Genomic DNA, 16,755 nt, shown 5'->3' with positions numbered 1-16,755 from the left:
CATGGCACCGCGCCAAACAGAGCAGCATGTCGGCGGCAGCAAGGTGCTGGTCGTCGAGGACGATCAGTCTTTCGGACAGCTCCTGAGTCAGGAACTGGACGACCACGACCTCACCGCCCGCTGGGTGGACAATGCCGAAAAGGCCCTGGCCGTAATCCAGGAATGGCACCCGGAGTTGGTGGTCAGCGATCTGCGATTGCCGGGAATTGACGGTCTGGAGCTGTTGCAACGGGTCAGAAGCGAGGAGATGGACAACCCTCCGGACTTTCTCCTGATCACGGCTTTTGGAAGTATTTCCAAGGCCGTGGAGGCGCTCAAGGCCGGAGCCGAGGACTTCCTGACCAAACCCCTGGATCTGGACCACTTCATCCTGACGGTGGTTCGGGTGTTGAAAAACAGGGCGTTGCGCCAGGAAGTTCAACGCATCCGGGATTATCTGAGCCAGGACGCCTTTCACGGCATGATTGGCCAAAGCCCGGCCATGCGCGGCCTTTTCGAGCAGATCGGCCGCGTGTCCCGAGCCGATGGGCCGGTGCTGATCCTGGGTGAGTCGGGAACGGGCAAGGAATTGGTGGCCAGGGCGGTGCATGCGGCCAGCCCGCGAAAAGGGGCGTTTCAGGCCGTAAACTGTGCCGGCATCCCGGAACAGTTGCTGGAAAGCGAGTTTTTCGGCCACAAAGCCGGCGCCTTTACCGGCGCGGGCAAGGCTCGGCGGGGGCTGTTCGCCGAAGCCGAGAGTGGGACCCTGTTTTTGGACGAAATCTCCGAAATGCCTCTCTTCCTGCAAGCCAAGCTGCTGCGCATCCTCCAGGACGGCAAAGTGCGCCCAGTGGGGGCGGACAAGGAGGAACAGGTCGATGTCCGCACCGTGGCCGCCACCCACCGGGACCTGGAGCAGGAGGTCGAGGCCGGAAAATTTCGCGAGGACCTTTTTTTTCGTCTGGAGACATTCACCCTCAGACTCCCGCCTTTGCGGGAACGCGGTGACGATCTGGAGCTGTTGGCCGGTCACTTCCTGCGTCGATTCAGCATCCAAGTGGACAAGAGCATCCAAGGATTTGATCAAAAAGCCCTGGATATTCTTAAAAACTATTCTTTTCCGGGAAATGTGCGCGAACTGCGAAACGCCATGGAACGAGCCGTAACCTTTTGCGACGGGACCACCATTCTACCCGCCCACCTTCCCAGTCGGATCAGGGACGGCGGCAGCCAGCCGACCTTGCAATCAGCCCCGCTCTTGACGGCCATGGCCGCGAGCGGAGAACATCTGCCCACCCTGGCCCAGGCTGAACAACACTACATTCGCCATGTCCTGGACGCAGTGAACGGCAACAAACGCCGCGCCGCCGCCATCCTCGACATCCACCGCCGCACGCTCTACCGGAAGCTCGAGCAGGACTGACACGAACAGAAGCCCCTGCTGATCCAGCCGGCATCACCTGCCTGTTGGCGGACGTGCCGGCCAAGAGTCCACAGCCATGATGGCCGCAGCCTGGTCCGGCGCGGCCGCGATGGTGAAACACACAGTGGTGCCCTGTCCCAGGGAACTCTCAATCCAGATGAGTCCACCGTGCCGTTCGATGAACTGCTTGCACAGCATCAGCCCCAGGCCGGTTCCACTTTCGCCTTCAGTGCCCAGTCGCCTTTTGGCTTCTCCCAGGGCAAAGACAGAGGACAGAACCCGTTCGTCCATACCGATGCCGTTGTCCTGAATCGCCATGGTCACATGTTGTTCGGTCTGCTGAGCCCTGATGACGATTTCTCCGCCGCGCGGGGTGAATTTGAGGGCGTTCAACAGGATATTGCGGATCACGGTCCTGATCATGGGCTGGTCGATCAGGGCACGCAGGTTTTGCGCAATGTCCACGCGGATGCCGATGTCCTTGCCCTTGGCTACGCCTTGGGCCGTGGAGATTGTCCTGTCGACCATATCCTTGAGGTTGCACGGCGTGGGCGAGTAGTTGATGCCTCCCTGTTGCAAGCGCGCCCATTGCAGGAGGTCTTCCATCAATTCGAAGGTGTTTCTGGCGGTCTTATGCAGTTCCGTTGCAAGGAGCCGGAACTCCACTTCGGACATTACCCCAGGTTGGGTGGCCAGCATTTCCATCGAGAGCACGATGCCGGACATGGGGGACTTGAGATCATGGGCAATGACGGCGAGAAGCTGGTCCTTTTCCGCGTTGGCTTGGTGAAGCTGTTGATTGATGTGGTTGATTTTCTCCTCCGCCTGCTTGCGATCCGTGATGTCCTGTATCAGTTCCACCGTATATTCAACCTCGCCGTCCGCATTCAGAATCGGATTGGCCCGACAGTTCATATGTCTATTCAGATCAGGCAAGTATTGCTCCAAGACCACCATTTTTTTCGATAGTATTGCTTCACGGCTTGCACATGGCTGACACATCATTTTACTGCCAATGACTTCGTAACATTTTCTGCCGTAAACCTGCTCCTTGGTCTTGCCAAGAAAACGATATCCGGCCTTGTTGTAACGAATGATGCTCATATCCGGACACTTGACGCTCATGATGTCCGGAATATTGTCCAAAATGGCTTCAAGCAGTGCTGTTTGCTTGCGTATCGCCTCTTCGTCATTTTTACTTTTGGTGACGTCACGGACAATGCCAGCCAAGCTGATGATGCTCCCGCTATCGTCTTTCAGATAGGTGTTGGTCTGGGAAAGCCATCTGACATCTCCATGAGGATCAACAATCCGGTATTCGAAAAAACCAGACTCATCGCCTTCGAGAACGGATTTCCACTGCTCGTTCAAATAGTCGCGGCTTTCAGGATGAATAATCGTGTGGATCAATCCCGGATTGTCATAAAATTCTTCCTGGGCATATCCTGTGACTGCCTTGGCAGAGGGGCTGGCATATTCATATACGCCATCCGGGAGAGTCATTTTATAGATGAAGTCTCCGGCGTTTTCAGCCAGAAAGCGAAACCTTGCTTCGCTCTCTGCCAAAGCGTTCATGGCTTCCATGCGGGAGATCACGCTTCCGAGAATCTCGGCAAGCATTTGGAGCAGGACGATCTGCTCCAAATGCCAGACATGAGGCGAGCGGACGGCGTCGAAGCCCATGAAACCGATCAGCTTCTTCTGGTCACAATATATTGGCAGGCAGAGCAAGGACTGGATGTCCTGGAAATGAAACTCCGTCCTTTCCGCGGCTGCCTCGTCCGGCAATTCGTTCACATCAGGGATATGCACCGGTCGCAGTCCTTTCATGCGACGCATCATCCAAGGAAAGTGGTCTGTGGGATAGTTCTGCATGCGGTCAATTTGTGGAGAGATACCGGAAGCGCACCACTCGTGCGTATTGGTCATCGTGGAGAGGTCTTCGGAAAAGCGCAAGAGATAGCTTCGGTCCACATCGAACAGTTTTCCCAGTGATTCCAGCACGTAGCCAACAGCATCATCGAAGGTATCGCCATCATGAATCAGTACAAAGCGCGAAGATGCTTCAGCCGTCAGGGCGCGGAAGTGATTGTGGAAACGCTGTCGCTCACGAATTTTGACCTTTTTGGTAATATCGCGGACGGTAGCAACCACACTGAGCGGCTTATCCTCCCCTCTAAGGACTGTCGTCGTCATGTACGCCGGAAACGTTGACCCATCCTTGCGGGCATGCCCCAACTCGCCTTGCCACGAGCCGGTTGTGATCAATGTTTCGAAATGAGGAGCGACTTCATGCTCCATCTGCTCCGGAGTGTGGGAGACACTCAGGTGCTGGCCGACGAGTTCTTCAGCAGAGTAGCCGTGCATCTCTGCCCATGCTTTGTTCACAAACCGAAGAACACCATCCATGTCAGCCAAGGCGATACCATCGATGGACTGTTCCACTGCCGCCTTGTACACCAGCAACTTTTCTTCATTTTGCTTGCGCTCGGTAATATCTTGATGGGTGCCTATCATGCGAATTGCCCGGCCTGATGCATCCCTTGTCACCGCACGGCCACGTCCAAAAATCCATTTCCAGGCTCCATCCCTGGCTTGCATGCGAAATTCGACAGCAAAGGACTCAATTCTATTTTCAATGCAGTCCCTGTTCGCTTCAATGGCTTTTTGCTTGTCCTCCGGGTGGATAAGATCAAGCCATGAGTTCAGATGTCCGGGAACATCGCTGGCCTCATAACCGAGCATCCTGACATAACCCGGACTGTAATAGACTTGGTCCGTCTGAATATCCCAGTCCCAGACCCCGTCACTGGTGGCATCCATGCTTAATCTGAACCGTTCCTCGCTCACCCGCAAATCGTTCTCGATCTTCCTCTGCTCGGCAACGTCCTGAAAAATTCCGGCAATGTCCGTGATAAAACCAAAATAAGACACGACTCTTCCGTCTTGCTCCCTGACAGCTTGTACGTTCCTGCTGCCCCAAAATACCGTCCCGTCACGATGACGGAATCGGCATTCATTTTTAATCGTTGTATCGTGAACTTCCAGGAGTCGCGAGAGTTGCTTTCGATCTTCCGGGTCAACATAGATTTGAGAGGCAATATCCGTAACTGACTCCAACAACACCTCGGGCGACTCATAGCCGAACATTCGAGCCAGGAAGAGGTTCGCCGAGGTGAAGCGGCCATCTAGCGTGGACGTGAAAATGCCGATGGGGGCGTTGTCGAAGATGTTCCGAAAATCTAGGCCGGCAGGAGGTTCGTTATTGCACCTGAGAGGTGGGGTGGCGTACATGGGCAGCTCCATTGTGATTCTGACATGATCAGTTTTTATTTTCGGCCCGTAGGGAGAATGGGAGAAGTCGAAGACGCGGGGTGCCTGGAGAGACTTCTGTTGAATAAGATTTGTGAGATTTTTAGCAAAAAACGACTCAACACGAAACAACCTGCAATGTCCCTTTTGAGGCTCTTTTTCCACTTCATTGAATAAAACATGAAGTGATGAAAACAAGGAACTGTTTCAAGGATTTTGGAGACGCGGAGTTCCTTGATCTGCCACAGGCCGCCGCGTTTCGGCCCTTCCTGAAGCCGGAAATGGATCCTCATCAGCCATGCTTGATTCCCCGGCATGATGAAGGTAGCGGTATTGCCGCACACTAACTGGGTGTTGAAAAAGTCCTTATCCGGCAGTCCGTTCAAAAACCCCAAGTGCAAGGAGCAAAAAAAGTTCAAGGTCGAAGCGTATTTATTCATACGTGAGAGTTTGAACTTTTTGCAGCGACGCAGCAATTGGGAGTTTTTCAACGGACTGCTAAACCTGGAGACGCATTATGGACCCCGCCGCACTGATCCCCGAGGCCCTGCCCATTCCCGTTGCATGGGGTTGGTTCTACGGCTTTTTGCTGCTCACCTTCATCATCCACCTGCTGTTCATGAACGTCATGCTCGGCTCGTCGGTCATCGCCCTGGTCCACCACCTGCGGGGCAAGGCCGAGACCGAGCCGTTGACCGTGGATATTTCCCGGAAGCTGCCGTTCATCGTGGCCTTCACCGTAAACTTCGGTGTGGCTCCGCTGTTGTTCCTGCAGGTGCTCTACGGTCAGTTCCTGTACACCAGCAGCGTGCTCATGGCCGTGTATTGGCTGGCCGTGGTCGGCTTGGTCATGCTGGCCTATGTCAGCGCCTACATCTACGATTTCAAATACGTCTCCCTGGGGGCGCTGCGCACGGTGTTCATCGCCGTGACCGCGGTCTGTCTGCTGGCCACGGCCTTCATTTACACCAACAACATGACCCTGATGCTCAGGCCCGATGTCTGGCCGGGCTATTTTGATCGACCGGACGGGACCTTGCTCAACCTGGGCGATCCCACCCTGATCCCCCGCTACCTGCATTTCGTGGTCGCCTCCCTGGCCGTGGCCGGGCTGTTTCTGGCCCTGCTCTGGCAGCACAAGGCCGCCCGGGGCGAACCCGACGCCCGGCGCTGGGTGACCCACGGCATGGCCTGGTTCGCCTACGCCACCATGGTCCAGGTCGCCGTGGGCATCTGGTTTCTGGTGGCCTTGCCCCAACCCATTCTCCTGCTGTTCATGGGCGGATCGAACCTGCATACGGCCGTCCTGCTGGTCGGCGTTTCCCTGGCCGTGCTTAGCGTGATCACGGCCATGCGCCAAAAGGTCTACCTGACCACGGGCCTGCTGGTAGCCACGGTTTCCGTGATGGTCTACCAGCGCGACCTGCTTCGGGACGCCTATCTCAGCCCGTATTTTCAGGTCAGCGACCGGGTCGTGACCAATGAACAGCTGCCCCTGATCCTGTTCATCATCACCCTGGTCCTGGGGCTGGGGGCCATTGCCTGGATGCTCAAACAAGGCGCGATGGCCGGGAAGGAGGTGCGCTCATGAGTTATCCTGTCTGGGAACTGTATTGGGCCGGCGGCGGCCTGCTCATCGCGGTCATCGCCATCATCCATGTCTTCATCGCCCACTTCGCCATCGGCGGGGGGCTGTTTCTGGTGCTCACCGAGCGCAAGGGCTTACGGGAAAACAACCGAGGCATCCTGGACTACACCCACCGCCACGCCAAGTTCTTCCTGATCGTGACCCTGGTTTTCGGGGCCCTGACCGGGGTGGGCATCTGGTTCACCATTTCCCTGGTCGCCCCGGCGGCCACCTCCCAGCTGATCCACACCTTCGTCTTTGCCTGGGCCATCGAGTGGGTCTTTTTTCTGGCCGAGATCGTGGCCATCTTCGTCTACTTCTACACCTTCGGTAAAATGGAGCCCCGTCGGCACATGCTCATCGGCTGGCTGTATTTCTTCTTTGCCTGGATGTCCCTGTTCATGATCAACGGGATCATCGGCTTCATGCTCACCCCCGGAGACTGGCTGACCACCCGGGACTTCTGGGACGGCTTCTTTAATCCGTCCTTTTGGCCGGCCCTGGCCTTCCGGACCTTCATCGCCCTAATCCTGGCCGGACTCTACGGCTTTGTCACCGCCACCTGGGAAAAGGACCCGGAACTGCGCGAAACCCTGGTCCGGCACTGCGCCAAGTGGCTGCTGGTTCCCTTCGGCTTTCTGCTGCTCTCCGGCTGGTGGTACGTGTCCATCCTGCCCGAAGGTCCCACGGCCATGATCCTGGGCCGCAACCCGGAAATCGTGCCCTACTTCCAGGGCTTTTTGTGGATATCGGCCCTGCTGTTCATCGGCGGCCTGATCATGGCCGTGCGCATGCCCGCGGGGATCAAACGGCCCATGGCCTTGGTCCTGCTGGCCATCGGCCTGTTCTACATGGGCAGCTTCGAGATGATCCGCGAGGCCGGGCGCCGACCCTACGTGATCTACGGCCACATGTACTCCAACGCCATCATCAAGGGCACCGAGGACGCCATCACCCAGGCCGGATACCTCCAGTCCGCCAAGTGGACCCAACACCGGGAAATCACCGAGGCCAACAAGCAGGCCGCCGGACGGGAGCTGTTCCGAGGGCAGTGTTCGTCCTGCCATTCCATCGATGGTCCGCTCAACGACATCCGTCCGCTGACCGCCAAGTTCGGGGTCTTCGGCATGGACGCGATGATCTCCGGCATCGGCCGGGTCTACGAATACATGCCCCGCTTCGCGGGCACGCCCCAGGAACGCGACGCCCTGGCCAACTTTCTGGTTCACGCGGTCCACAAGCGGGAAGCGCCCCTTCCGGATCAAGGGCTGCCTCAACGACCGGAACAAACAGCCGAGGTGACCATCCCGCCCTTTGATCCGGACCAGGACGAGTATGTGCTGCTGGCCTGGTGCAACCTGGGCGAAAAGTGCATCACGGACTGCGACGCCCACTGGTCCCTGCTGCCCCCGGGCAGTACGCTTTACGCCCAGTTGGTCCGCCGGGATTTCCAGCCGGAAATCGTCACCGAGAACGTGGTCATCACCTACACCGCGCCTCCGGGCTCCAGGGACCCGGCCTCCCAGGTGGAGTTCTGGGACTACGCGGACTCCCTGATCGGCAAGGAACTGCCGCGCAACGTGGGGCCCACCGGAATGGGACTGACCGGGGAAATGACCCTCAACCCGACCTTCCGGACCTTCATGGCCAGCGGAATTCCGGTCCTGCCCTATGCGGACGACGGCTCCCTGAATCCCTATCCGATCTTCACCATTGAGGCCCGGAACGCCGAAACCGGCGAGTTGCTGGCCATGACCCAGGCCGTCGCCCCGGTCTCCACCGAGGTGGGCTGTCACAACTGTCACGGCGGAACCTGGCGTCGGGACGGGGCCATGGGCATTGCCGCGGACACGGCCTCGGACGTCCTGGCCGTGCATGACCGTCGCCACGGAACCACCTTGCTGGCCCAGGCCGAACAGGGCAATCCGGTACTCTGCCAAAGCTGCCACCCGGATCCGCTGCTGAACGCCGAGGGCGACCCCCAGCGGCTGAATCTGCCCGCGGCCATCCACGGCTTCCACGTCCACTACCTGCTGGACCGCCCCGGCCCGGAACCCTGCCACGCCTGCCACCCCACCGGGCCGGACAGCTTCACGTACTGCGCCCGAGGGGTCCACGCCAGTGAGGTCGGACTGACCTGCACCCATTGCCACGGCACCCTGGAAGACCACGCCCTGACCCTGCTCAAGGGCGAACAAGAGGCCGGCAAGCCCCAGGCCCAGCGGCTGATGCGCGACCTGCGGCCCCGGGTGGTCAGCACGGTGGACGACATCAACCCGCGCACGCCGTGGAACGACCAGCCGGACTGCCTGTCCTGCCACGTGGACTATGAACGCCCCGTAAGTCGCGACGTTTCCGCCTTCAACGACTGGGTCCGCGGCCCTTCGGGACTGTACCGCCTGCGCACCGACGAATCCGGCCTGATGTGCCAGGCCTGCCACGGCCCCACCCACGCCGAATACCCGGCAGTAAACGCGTTCCACCCGGACCTGGACGCCGTCCAGCCCCTGCAATACCAGGGCAACAAGGGCGTGATCGGCAGCCGTGACAACTGCGCGGTCTGCCACATCGAGGAAATGTACTACGACTTCCACCACCCGAATACGGTGAAGTATTGAGATGAGGGGGAATTGAGAATTCAGGAGTCAGAATTCAGGAGTCAGAACTCAGAATGCAGGAGCCTGTAGGGGCACGGCGTGCCGCGCCCCTACAGGCGGAAAAAACAAAAGGCAGCTCTTGCGAGCTACCTTTTTTAAGTGTTTCATGAGGCCGTCAGCCACATGAAAGCTTGTTCATTTTTTCGCAAATCAAAACGGAATGAAGGGCAAACCTCCGGGCACTCCACCTCCTGAATTCTGGCTCCTGGCTCCTGAATTCTGACTTCTTCCCTTTATCTCGCGATCATCGCCCGCAGGATGTCCGCGCAGCCTTCGGCGTTGTGACTCATCTCGTGCATGTATTCGAAAAAATGCAGAAGTTGGAAGACGTCCTTGAATTCCATATCCGCGCTGAACAGTTCGCGAAACAGCAAGGACTTCATCTTGCGCACGTCGTTGTGCTGGCTGCGCACGGCCCGGTAGCCGTCCTTGACCGCTTGGCGGTCCGCGAAGTCCGTGTGCAGTAGCCGGATGGTCCCTTCCAGAGCCGGCTTGAGCAGTTCCACGGTCCGAATCGCGCCCTCGACCATGGTCAAGCCGCCGGTGCGCAAGGTTCCGGGGATCTTCACCGTATGGATGTTCAGCCAGTCCAGAGCGTCCTGGGCCGAGTCCAGGATGTTGTCCTGGGCCCGGGTGTAGTTCAGAAACAAGGTCTTATCCACGGCCATGAACAGACCGCGGGGCAAATGGTTGCGGGTGTTGCGCTTGATCTTGTCCGCCTTTTCCTCAAGCTGATCCAGTTCCTGCTTCAAAAGCTGGAACTCCTTGCACGCACTGCCGCCACCAATATAGCACAACAACGACTCGTTGATGATCGTCATGGCGGCTTCCACCTGACTGTAGTGCTCCAGCAGACCGTCCATGGGCGAACGCCCGCCAATCATGCTCAAAAAAGGAATTCGAACCCGCATACGTCACCTCGTGGGCGTGCGGCCCGCTCTTAATACACGGACCATCGTAATAGTTGAAAAATAACAATGGACGTAAAGGCGGCGATTGGAACGGTCAGCAACCAGTACATCACAATTTTCCCCAAAACCCGAAAATCCACCGCGGCAAAACCTCTTGCCAGGCCGACTCCAACCACACCGCCCACCGTAGCATGGGTGGTGGAAACCGGCATCCCCAGATTCGAGGCCATCAGAACCGTGGTGGCCGCACCGAAGCCCACGGAAAAACCGCGGGTGTTGGTCAGCAGAGTGATCCGTTCCCCCACAGTAGACATGACCCGCTTCCCGAGCACCATAACCCCCACGGCAATGCCCATTCCTCCAAACAGCAAAAGCCAGAGAGGCACCTCGGCCGTGGCCGCCAAACCTCCGGTTCGGGCGATAACCCAAATAGCCGCCACGGGCCCGATGGCGTTGGCCACGTCATTCGCCCCCAGGGACAGGGCCATGTAGCAGGCCATGCCGATCTGCATCCGCCGAAACAGTTCCTCCATGGATTCCGGCCCCTGCTCCACGCCGTGCAGAAGTCGGCCCACCACCAGGTAGCCGACGCCCCAGACCACCGCAGCCACGACGCAAGCAAAGCCGAAAATGGCGTAGACGCTGATTCCAAGGGCCTTGCCCATGGGCATCTTCAGCAAAAAGGACGTCATCACCAAAACCACGGTCATGGCCAGCCAAAAAGGGGCCCATAGCTTGGCGTTGCGGACAAAGTCCCGAGCACTCAAGACTTTTTTGCGAATGTGCGAAAAGACCAGGTAGGCCAGCAAAGCTCCAAAAAACGGTGAAATGATCCAGGACAGCACAATGCCGACCATTGTGCCCCACCGGACTACCTCCGGCCCGCCCGCCACGAACCCGAAACCGAGAATGCTCCCGACGATGGAATGGGTGGTGGAAACCGGAAAGCCGAACAGCGTGGCCAGAAGTACCCACAACCCGGCAGAAAGCAACGCCGCCAACATCCCCAACATCAGGATATTTTGATCCGGAATCATCTCCGGATTGATAATCCCCCTGGAGATGGTCGCGGCTACGTTGGCGCCGAGAAACACGGCGCCCGCGAAAGCCAGAGTGGAAGCAATCAGCACCGCCTGTTTGACGGTGATGGCCCGTGAACCCACGGAGGAGGCCATGGCGTTGGCGGCGTCGTTGGCGCCGATGCTGAAGGCCATCAGCAGGCCTCCGACAACAGCCAGAATCAGGACGATGGTGACGAGGTCCATTATGTATGGGGTAGGTTATGTTCCGGAAATGTTTCGAGCTTTATGATCGGCGCTCCGACTCCAGCTCGTTGCGGCTCAAGGGTATCCGCCGTAAGATGTGGAAAAAAGCTTCAAGAACGGCCATGGAGAAACCGCCAAGTATAGAATCTTCACCTGTTTGTCAAAATATCGTCAACATCTTGTAACAAAGGTCCTGTAGCAGAAGATCGGTTCCTTCCGCGGACCTGGCTTGGCTCTCAACAAACCTTCCAGGTCGTTCCCAGGTCGTCCCAAGTTGTCACGGCATCTCCCGACCTGTTTTTTGCTTTAACCATCAATTATCAACGTATCGGGCGCAGATACGACGTCTCGCCCGAACTCCTTGAGGCCCGCCATGGCGAAATCATCCCTGCGTTTTCGAATTCTGGCCCTGTTCTGGGGGTTGTTACTGGCCGTGTTCATCCCCATGTACGTCTTCCTGGCCCAAACCGTCCGCTCAGACCTGATCGACCACGGCCAGGACCGGGCCCAAAAATTGCTCAACGCCACCTGCTGGCAGTTCCTCTCCGCGGGATTTCACGGCGATGAAGCCGCGATGCAGGCCTGGGCCACCGAGATTGGGGGACGGATGGACGTCCGGTTGACCTATACCGTCAATGGCCGGGTCGCGGCGGACAGCCATGTCCGGGCCGACCGCCTGGCGGAGGTGGAAGACCACGGAACGCGCCCGGAAATCATGGTCGCCCGGGAAGGCCGCGTCGGCACGGACATCCGGCTGAGCGGCACCATCGGCAGGGACTTGATCTATGTCGCCCAGCGCTGTCCCATGGGCGACGAAACCGCCGGAGTGCTGCGCATCGCCCTGCCCCTGTCCAACCTGTACGACCAAGTGGACATTCTCAAGAAGCGCTTCTTCATCATTCTCGGAATTTGCCTGATCGTCTCACTGCTGCTGAGCTTCTGGTTCACCCAGACGATTTTCTCCTCCATCAGGCGGCTGATCAATCTGGTTTCCGATGTGGGCAAAGGAGCCTATGACCGCCGCTTGCACGTCGACCGGGGCAGCGAATTCTCTCCCTTGGCCGAGGCCGTGAATACCATGGCCGAAGAAATTTCCCGGCACGTGAACCACATGGAGGAACAAAAGGCTCAGCTCGAAGCCCTGTTCAACGGCTTGAGCGAGGCCGTGCTCACCCTGGGGCAGAATGGACGAATCGTTTCCGCCAACCCGGCTTTTCGCAAATTCTTCCCGAAATTACAGAAACTGGAAGGCAAAACCATCCTGGAGGCCACTCTGGAGCCGGAACTGGCCTCAGCCATGGAGCGCGTCCTGCACGGCATGTCGGACCAGGAAGAACGCCTGTTGCTCCATCGCCCCGGCGGGAACGAACTTGAAGCCAGAATCAACACTTATCAGGACCCCTCCGGCGGTCAACGAGCCGTGCTGGTGGTCCAGGACGTCAGCCTGCCCAGGCGGATGGAGAAAATTCGCAGGGACTTCGTGGCCAACGTCTCCCACGAAATGCGCACCCCGCTGACATCCATCAAAGGCTACACCGAAACCCTGCTGGGCGACCCGCCGCCGGACCCGGAAACCGCCCGCTCCTTTTTACGGATCATCCAGCGCAATGCCGAACACATGGCGAACATCGTCACGGATCTGCTCAAACTGGCCCGCCTGGAGGCCGAGGCTCCCAGCAACACCCTGGAGATCATGGACGCCGCCGAGTCCTTGCGCTCGGCCATGGAGATGTGCGCCCCCTTGGCCCAGGGCAAGCAAATCCGGTTCGAAAACAATCTGGAGTCGGGCAGGAGCCAAAGAGGCGCTCCAGGAGGTGCCCCGGAAGGTGCATGGGTGCTTGGCGACAAGTCCCGGCTCGTCCAGGTTTTTCAGAACATTCTGGAAAACGCCATCCGATTCAGCCCCGAAAAAGGCAAGGTGACCATTTCCTGCCGTCCGGATGGCGAATACATGGTCTTCGCCATCCGGGACCACGGCGCCGGGATTCCCCGCGAACACCAGGAACGCCTCTTTGAACGGTTCTACCGCCAGGACGCGGCCCGTAGCGAGGGCAACGGCGGAACGGGCCTGGGGCTGGCCATCTGCAAGCACATCGTCCGCCACCACGGCGGCCGAATATGGGTGGAAAGCATCCCGGGCGAAGGCGCGACCTTTCTGTTCACCCTTAAGGCCGCGCAGCAAGGCAGGAAATCCGGGGCGAGTTGATCAGGATACTCGCCCATCTTCCTTGCCGGGGGTCAGCAAGAGGCCGGACGGCCCCCCCTTTCCGCGGACGGCAGATGCACGGCGAGACGCTGGATGTCCTCCAGATAGCCCCGCCAACCGTGGAGATAAAAGGCCAGGGCGCGAGAAAAGTTCTTGCCCACCAGGCCGTCCAGAAAGAGCTGGGAGATATCCCGTTCGCGCTGGAGCACATATTGGGAGAGCAGAAAAACCCGTCGCTCCTCCTGGCTCATCTGGCGCATCAGCCGTTCCAGTACATGCCGCGCCCGGGGCTGATACATCCAGAAGTACATCAAATCCAGGGCATTAACAATAACAGCCAGGTTCAGACTCTCTTCCTCCCTTGTCGCCGCGCAGACGAAACGCTCCGGTTTTTCCAGGACGCTGAGCACTTCGGTATCCGGATGCCGCAGCTCCAGGCCGGCGTACACGTCGAACATCCGGCGCAGTTTGGCCGCGTAGTCCAAGCTCCGCTCCCGAAAGTTCACGGCTCGGTCGGCCAGCCCCTCAATGAACCCGGCCACGATGTCCGAGGCCAGCTTGGAAATGACCGCGGCCCAGTTCTGAAGCACCACCCCCACCGCCGGCACGCCGGCCGCCCCCAAGGCAAAGCCGAGCAGAAAATTCAGAATCAAGGCCAATGGAATGGAGAGTATCGTCCGGAACAGGTTGCCCACGGCCGCGGCCTTGGGCAGTCCGCGAAACAAATTGTGCCCGGCCAGGTACAGCCCGTTGACCACCGCCATCACGGCATACAGCGCCATCGGCCCGGACTCGGCAGTGATCCCCATCCCCCGATCCAGAAGCATGGTCTTGACCAGCAAATCCAACAGCGGCACCGAAAACCCGGTGTACATCAACGAATCTGAGATCCGATTCCATTTGACGTATTCGCTCCAGTGCAAAAACGGAGTCCGCCGTAATCCCCCGGCCCCGAGCACGGCCTGGATAATGTTGCGCACCCCGGTGATCCCGAACCAGATCAACGCCCCGAAGTACGCCAGCACCCACCAGTCCTTGGTCAGAGCAAAGGTGGCGAAGGCCGGAACAAAGCCGCACAGAATTTTCAGCAAATTCTTAAGATGCGTGTTCAGGTAGCGCGAATGCGGGCGCTCCTTGGCCTTGGACGTGGCGGTGCAGTCCAGGCGCAGCTTCTTTTCCTCCTCGCTGGCGTACCCGCCCAGCAGGCGAATATTGCTTTGGTCAGGCGGAACGCAACGATATCCTTCCACCAGCCACTCCTCGCTTACCGGGCGAAGCAGACGACGCGATAAGCTTCGCGTAACCTGCTCTCCCAGGCCAAAACCCAGACCCAGGCACCGGCTTTGCCCCTGGTTGCGGCGACCAAGGCTGTACGTCCGGCGCAGAGCCACATCGATCCGAATGGGAATGCACCGCCTGCCGTTTCCGGAAACGCAGGCTCGCGAAGATTCCTGGACCGTTCCGAGAGCGTTCAAGGGAGTGCTTCCATGGGCGGATCCAAGCCTGTTCTCGGGCTCGCCGCGGAGGTGTTCCACCTGCCGTCGGCTCTTCTTGGGCAGCGTGTCCACCACGACCAGCCCCATCCCCGGAATCTTGGCTGATCCGCCGGTGGAGTCCGTACCGATGCGCGACTTGAGCATCGTGTTCCGGTAATACCCCCGAAAATGCTCCAACTCCTCAAGAATTTTTCGTAGCGCAGCCTTTTGGCCCGAATCGCGTTCCGGGTCGCCCTCCACCCGGTGCACGATGTCCATGACCAGACGCTTCAGGCGCACGGCATTGCCGGAATTGAGGGCGGCTTGCAGTTCCAGGATGCGGACGTGATCCGGACATCGCCCATACACGGCATCCTTGAAATTGAAGGATTCCAAACGAGTAATCCGGCCCCGGGCTTGATCCAACAGTTCCAGGACATCTTCGGCCCACAGTCCGCTGAGCCCCAGCGTGATCCGGAATCGGGCGTGCAGGCGCTCCAAACGGGCCAGCAGTTCCGGCAGGGACGCCCGCAACAATGACGGGGCCTGGTCGTCATCCGCCGGCACGAACGGGTTGAAAAGCTTGGGATTTCGAGCAGGGCGCAGATAGCCCTCAATCACGGCCTCGGCGTCGAACCGATTCATATCCTCGGCCAGCTCCATGGCGGCCCGGCGTTGGTCGTCCCCGCCAAAAGCGCAGCATTCGTGCAAATCGTCCAGTCGCTCCCGAAAGAGCGACAACAGGGAATCGTGGATCAACTTGCCCAGGTGGTGCAAGGAAGGTTGTCCGGTGCCGACGAGATGCAGCAGGTCGTCCCTGGACAGCTCGGGCATCAGCACGCCGAAACGACGGGTGATCTCCAGGCGGTGGGTCTCGTTGAAGGCGTCCAGGACCGCGAAGACATAGGCCTGTTTGAAATCGGAAGCACGGCGGCCCTCGTCCATGAACTCCTGGACATCCGGTTGGCGGATGAACCCCAGAAAATCACGGGTGTCCGTGAAGCCTCGCGGCGTCCAGATCAAGCGAAGATACCTTCCGCGAAACCGCGGCGAAAATTCCAGCCCGACCCGAACGTCCACCTCCATGATTTCAGCCGCACGCATCAGTTCCTCGGCCACCTCCGGAGTCAGGGAGTTGTAATAGATCACCCGCAGCCGTCGGATGCCCTTGATCCAGGCGTCCATGATCAGGTGGGTGGCGGATTTACGGCCCTTGGTGTTGGCGTCGTGGACATGATCGTCAAAGGCGATCTGGTTCCAGGCCTCCGGCATTTCCACCAAATGGTACTTGCGCAACTGACGGGCAATGGCCCGAGGGCGTCCAGTGGCCGCGTCCCGGAAATCCCGTGCGAGTTGGAGTTTGGCGCTCTCGTCCTCGGCCCGAACCAGCTCCTTCATGATCTGCAGCAGCACCCGAGCCGTATTGTTGCGCAGCGCCACACCGGACATGGAGAAAATTTCCTCCCGCAACGCCTGCAGGGTGCGCAATCGCTCCTCAACGTCGCTGCGCTCCAGGGAACGAAACAGCCGAACCACGGCGTAGGCCACCCGCAACCCGGTGCTGGCGGCCATCTCCTTGATACCGTGAGGATGCAGGTACGGCGTGAGCAAGCTCTTCAAGTTCGGCTCGTCTTCGCCCTGCAGAACATCGTTGACGATGGCCAACAGCTCGAAGTCCTTCCGGTCGAAATAAAGACGGTCCACAAAGGTCGACAGCTTCACGAAATATCCATGAAATGTTGAAAAATTGGCAAAATCGAAAAACGACGCACTTTCGTAACCTCAATGTAACAATATCCGGAACAATGCACAATTCCGCCGCCCTGTATCTTCAAGCCTTTCCATCTTGATCATGCCCGCCGTTCAAAGTAGTGTCGCATGTGGATCATCGCTTGAAATA

At 58.8% G+C, this 16,755-nt stretch carries 8 protein-coding genes and 1 pseudogene; 5 read left to right on the top strand and 4 right to left on the bottom strand.

Translation table 11 applies throughout. From position 1 onward, the window contains the following. Nucleotide 1 precedes the first annotated feature (1 nt). On the top strand, nt 2-1,402 hold the full coding sequence (locus DESLA_RS0102710) for a sigma-54-dependent transcriptional regulator (protein WP_051434320.1): 1,401 nt from the start codon (nt 2-4) through the stop codon (nt 1,400-1,402). 33 nt (nt 1,403-1,435) lie between these two features. Here the strand turns inward: DESLA_RS0102710 and DESLA_RS0102705 are convergent, their stop codons facing one another. Next, a complete protein-coding gene (locus tag DESLA_RS0102705; protein WP_028571289.1) occupies nt 1,436-4,696 on the bottom strand; it encodes a PAS domain-containing protein in 3,261 nt (1,086 codons plus the stop codon). A gap of 535 nt (nt 4,697-5,231) precedes the next feature. Here DESLA_RS0102705 and DESLA_RS0102695 point away from each other — a divergent pair. Both DESLA_RS0102695 and DESLA_RS0102690 read left to right on the top strand, forming a co-directional pair. After that, nucleotides 5,232-6,305 (top strand): hypothetical protein, encoded by a 1,074-nt coding sequence (locus tag DESLA_RS0102695; RefSeq protein WP_028571287.1) that lies wholly within the window; start codon nt 5,232-5,234, stop codon nt 6,303-6,305. Further along, nucleotides 6,302-8,959: a cytochrome ubiquinol oxidase subunit I gene (locus DESLA_RS0102690; protein WP_028571286.1), complete on the top strand. Its 2,658-nt coding sequence runs from the start codon at nt 6,302-6,304 to the stop codon at nt 8,957-8,959. Before DESLA_RS0102695 ends, DESLA_RS0102690 begins: the two co-directional genes overlap by 4 nt. A gap of 272 nt (nt 8,960-9,231) precedes the next feature. Here the strand turns inward: DESLA_RS0102690 and DESLA_RS0102685 are convergent, their stop codons facing one another. Together DESLA_RS0102685 and DESLA_RS0102680 are read right to left on the bottom strand one after the other, a co-directional pair. Further along, nucleotides 9,232-9,909 (bottom strand): DUF47 domain-containing protein, encoded by a 678-nt coding sequence (locus tag DESLA_RS0102685; RefSeq protein ID WP_028571285.1) that lies wholly within the window; start codon nt 9,907-9,909, stop codon nt 9,232-9,234. 29 nt (nt 9,910-9,938) lie between these two features. Next, nucleotides 9,939-11,174 (bottom strand): inorganic phosphate transporter, encoded by a 1,236-nt coding sequence (locus DESLA_RS0102680; protein ID WP_028571284.1) that lies wholly within the window; start codon nt 11,172-11,174, stop codon nt 9,939-9,941. Between the two features lie 373 nt (nt 11,175-11,547). Between DESLA_RS0102680 and DESLA_RS18325 the strand changes: the two are divergent. Together DESLA_RS18325 and DESLA_RS23760 are read left to right on the top strand one after the other, a co-directional pair. Then, nucleotides 11,548-12,831 (top strand): annotated as a pseudogene (locus DESLA_RS18325) (sensor histidine kinase); the annotation flags it as partial. A 36-nt stretch (nt 12,832-12,867) separates the two neighbouring features. Beyond that, nucleotides 12,868-13,380, top strand: coding sequence for a sensor histidine kinase (locus DESLA_RS23760; protein WP_435050753.1), 513 nt, complete (start codon nt 12,868-12,870; stop codon nt 13,378-13,380). A gap of 32 nt (nt 13,381-13,412) precedes the next feature. On the opposite strand, the gene DESLA_RS18320 is transcribed toward DESLA_RS23760, so the two are convergent. Next, on the bottom strand, nt 13,413-16,577 hold the full coding sequence (locus tag DESLA_RS18320; protein WP_051434319.1) for a hypothetical protein: 3,165 nt from the start codon (nt 16,575-16,577) through the stop codon (nt 13,413-13,415). Nucleotides 16,578-16,755 lie beyond the last annotated feature (178 nt).

It is taken from the genome of Desulfonatronum lacustre DSM 10312, assembly GCF_000519265.1.
Lineage (GTDB): Bacteria > Desulfobacterota > Desulfovibrionia > Desulfovibrionales > Desulfonatronaceae > Desulfonatronum > Desulfonatronum lacustre.
The sequence above is the reverse complement of the archived record's forward strand: the minus strand, read 5'-3'. Positions and strand labels throughout refer to the sequence as shown.

What these genes read in the sequence shown, in the direction of transcription:
- DESLA_RS0102710 (WP_051434320.1), top strand. Translation starts at nt 2, where the DNA reads ATGGCACCGCGCCAAACAGAGCAGCATGTCGGCGGCAGCAAGGTGCTG.
- DESLA_RS0102705 (WP_028571289.1), bottom strand. Translation starts at nt 4,696, where the DNA reads ATGTACGCCACCCCACCTCTCAGGTGCAATAACGAACCTCCTGCCGGC.
- DESLA_RS0102695 (WP_028571287.1), top strand. Translation starts at nt 5,232, where the DNA reads ATGGACCCCGCCGCACTGATCCCCGAGGCCCTGCCCATTCCCGTTGCA.
- DESLA_RS0102690 (WP_028571286.1), top strand. Translation starts at nt 6,302, where the DNA reads ATGAGTTATCCTGTCTGGGAACTGTATTGGGCCGGCGGCGGCCTGCTC.
- DESLA_RS0102685 (WP_028571285.1), bottom strand. Translation starts at nt 9,909, where the DNA reads ATGCGGGTTCGAATTCCTTTTTTGAGCATGATTGGCGGGCGTTCGCCC.
- DESLA_RS0102680 (WP_028571284.1), bottom strand. Translation starts at nt 11,174, where the DNA reads ATGGACCTCGTCACCATCGTCCTGATTCTGGCTGTTGTCGGAGGCCTG.
- DESLA_RS23760 (WP_435050753.1), top strand. Translation starts at nt 12,868, where the DNA reads ATGGACGCCGCCGAGTCCTTGCGCTCGGCCATGGAGATGTGCGCCCCC.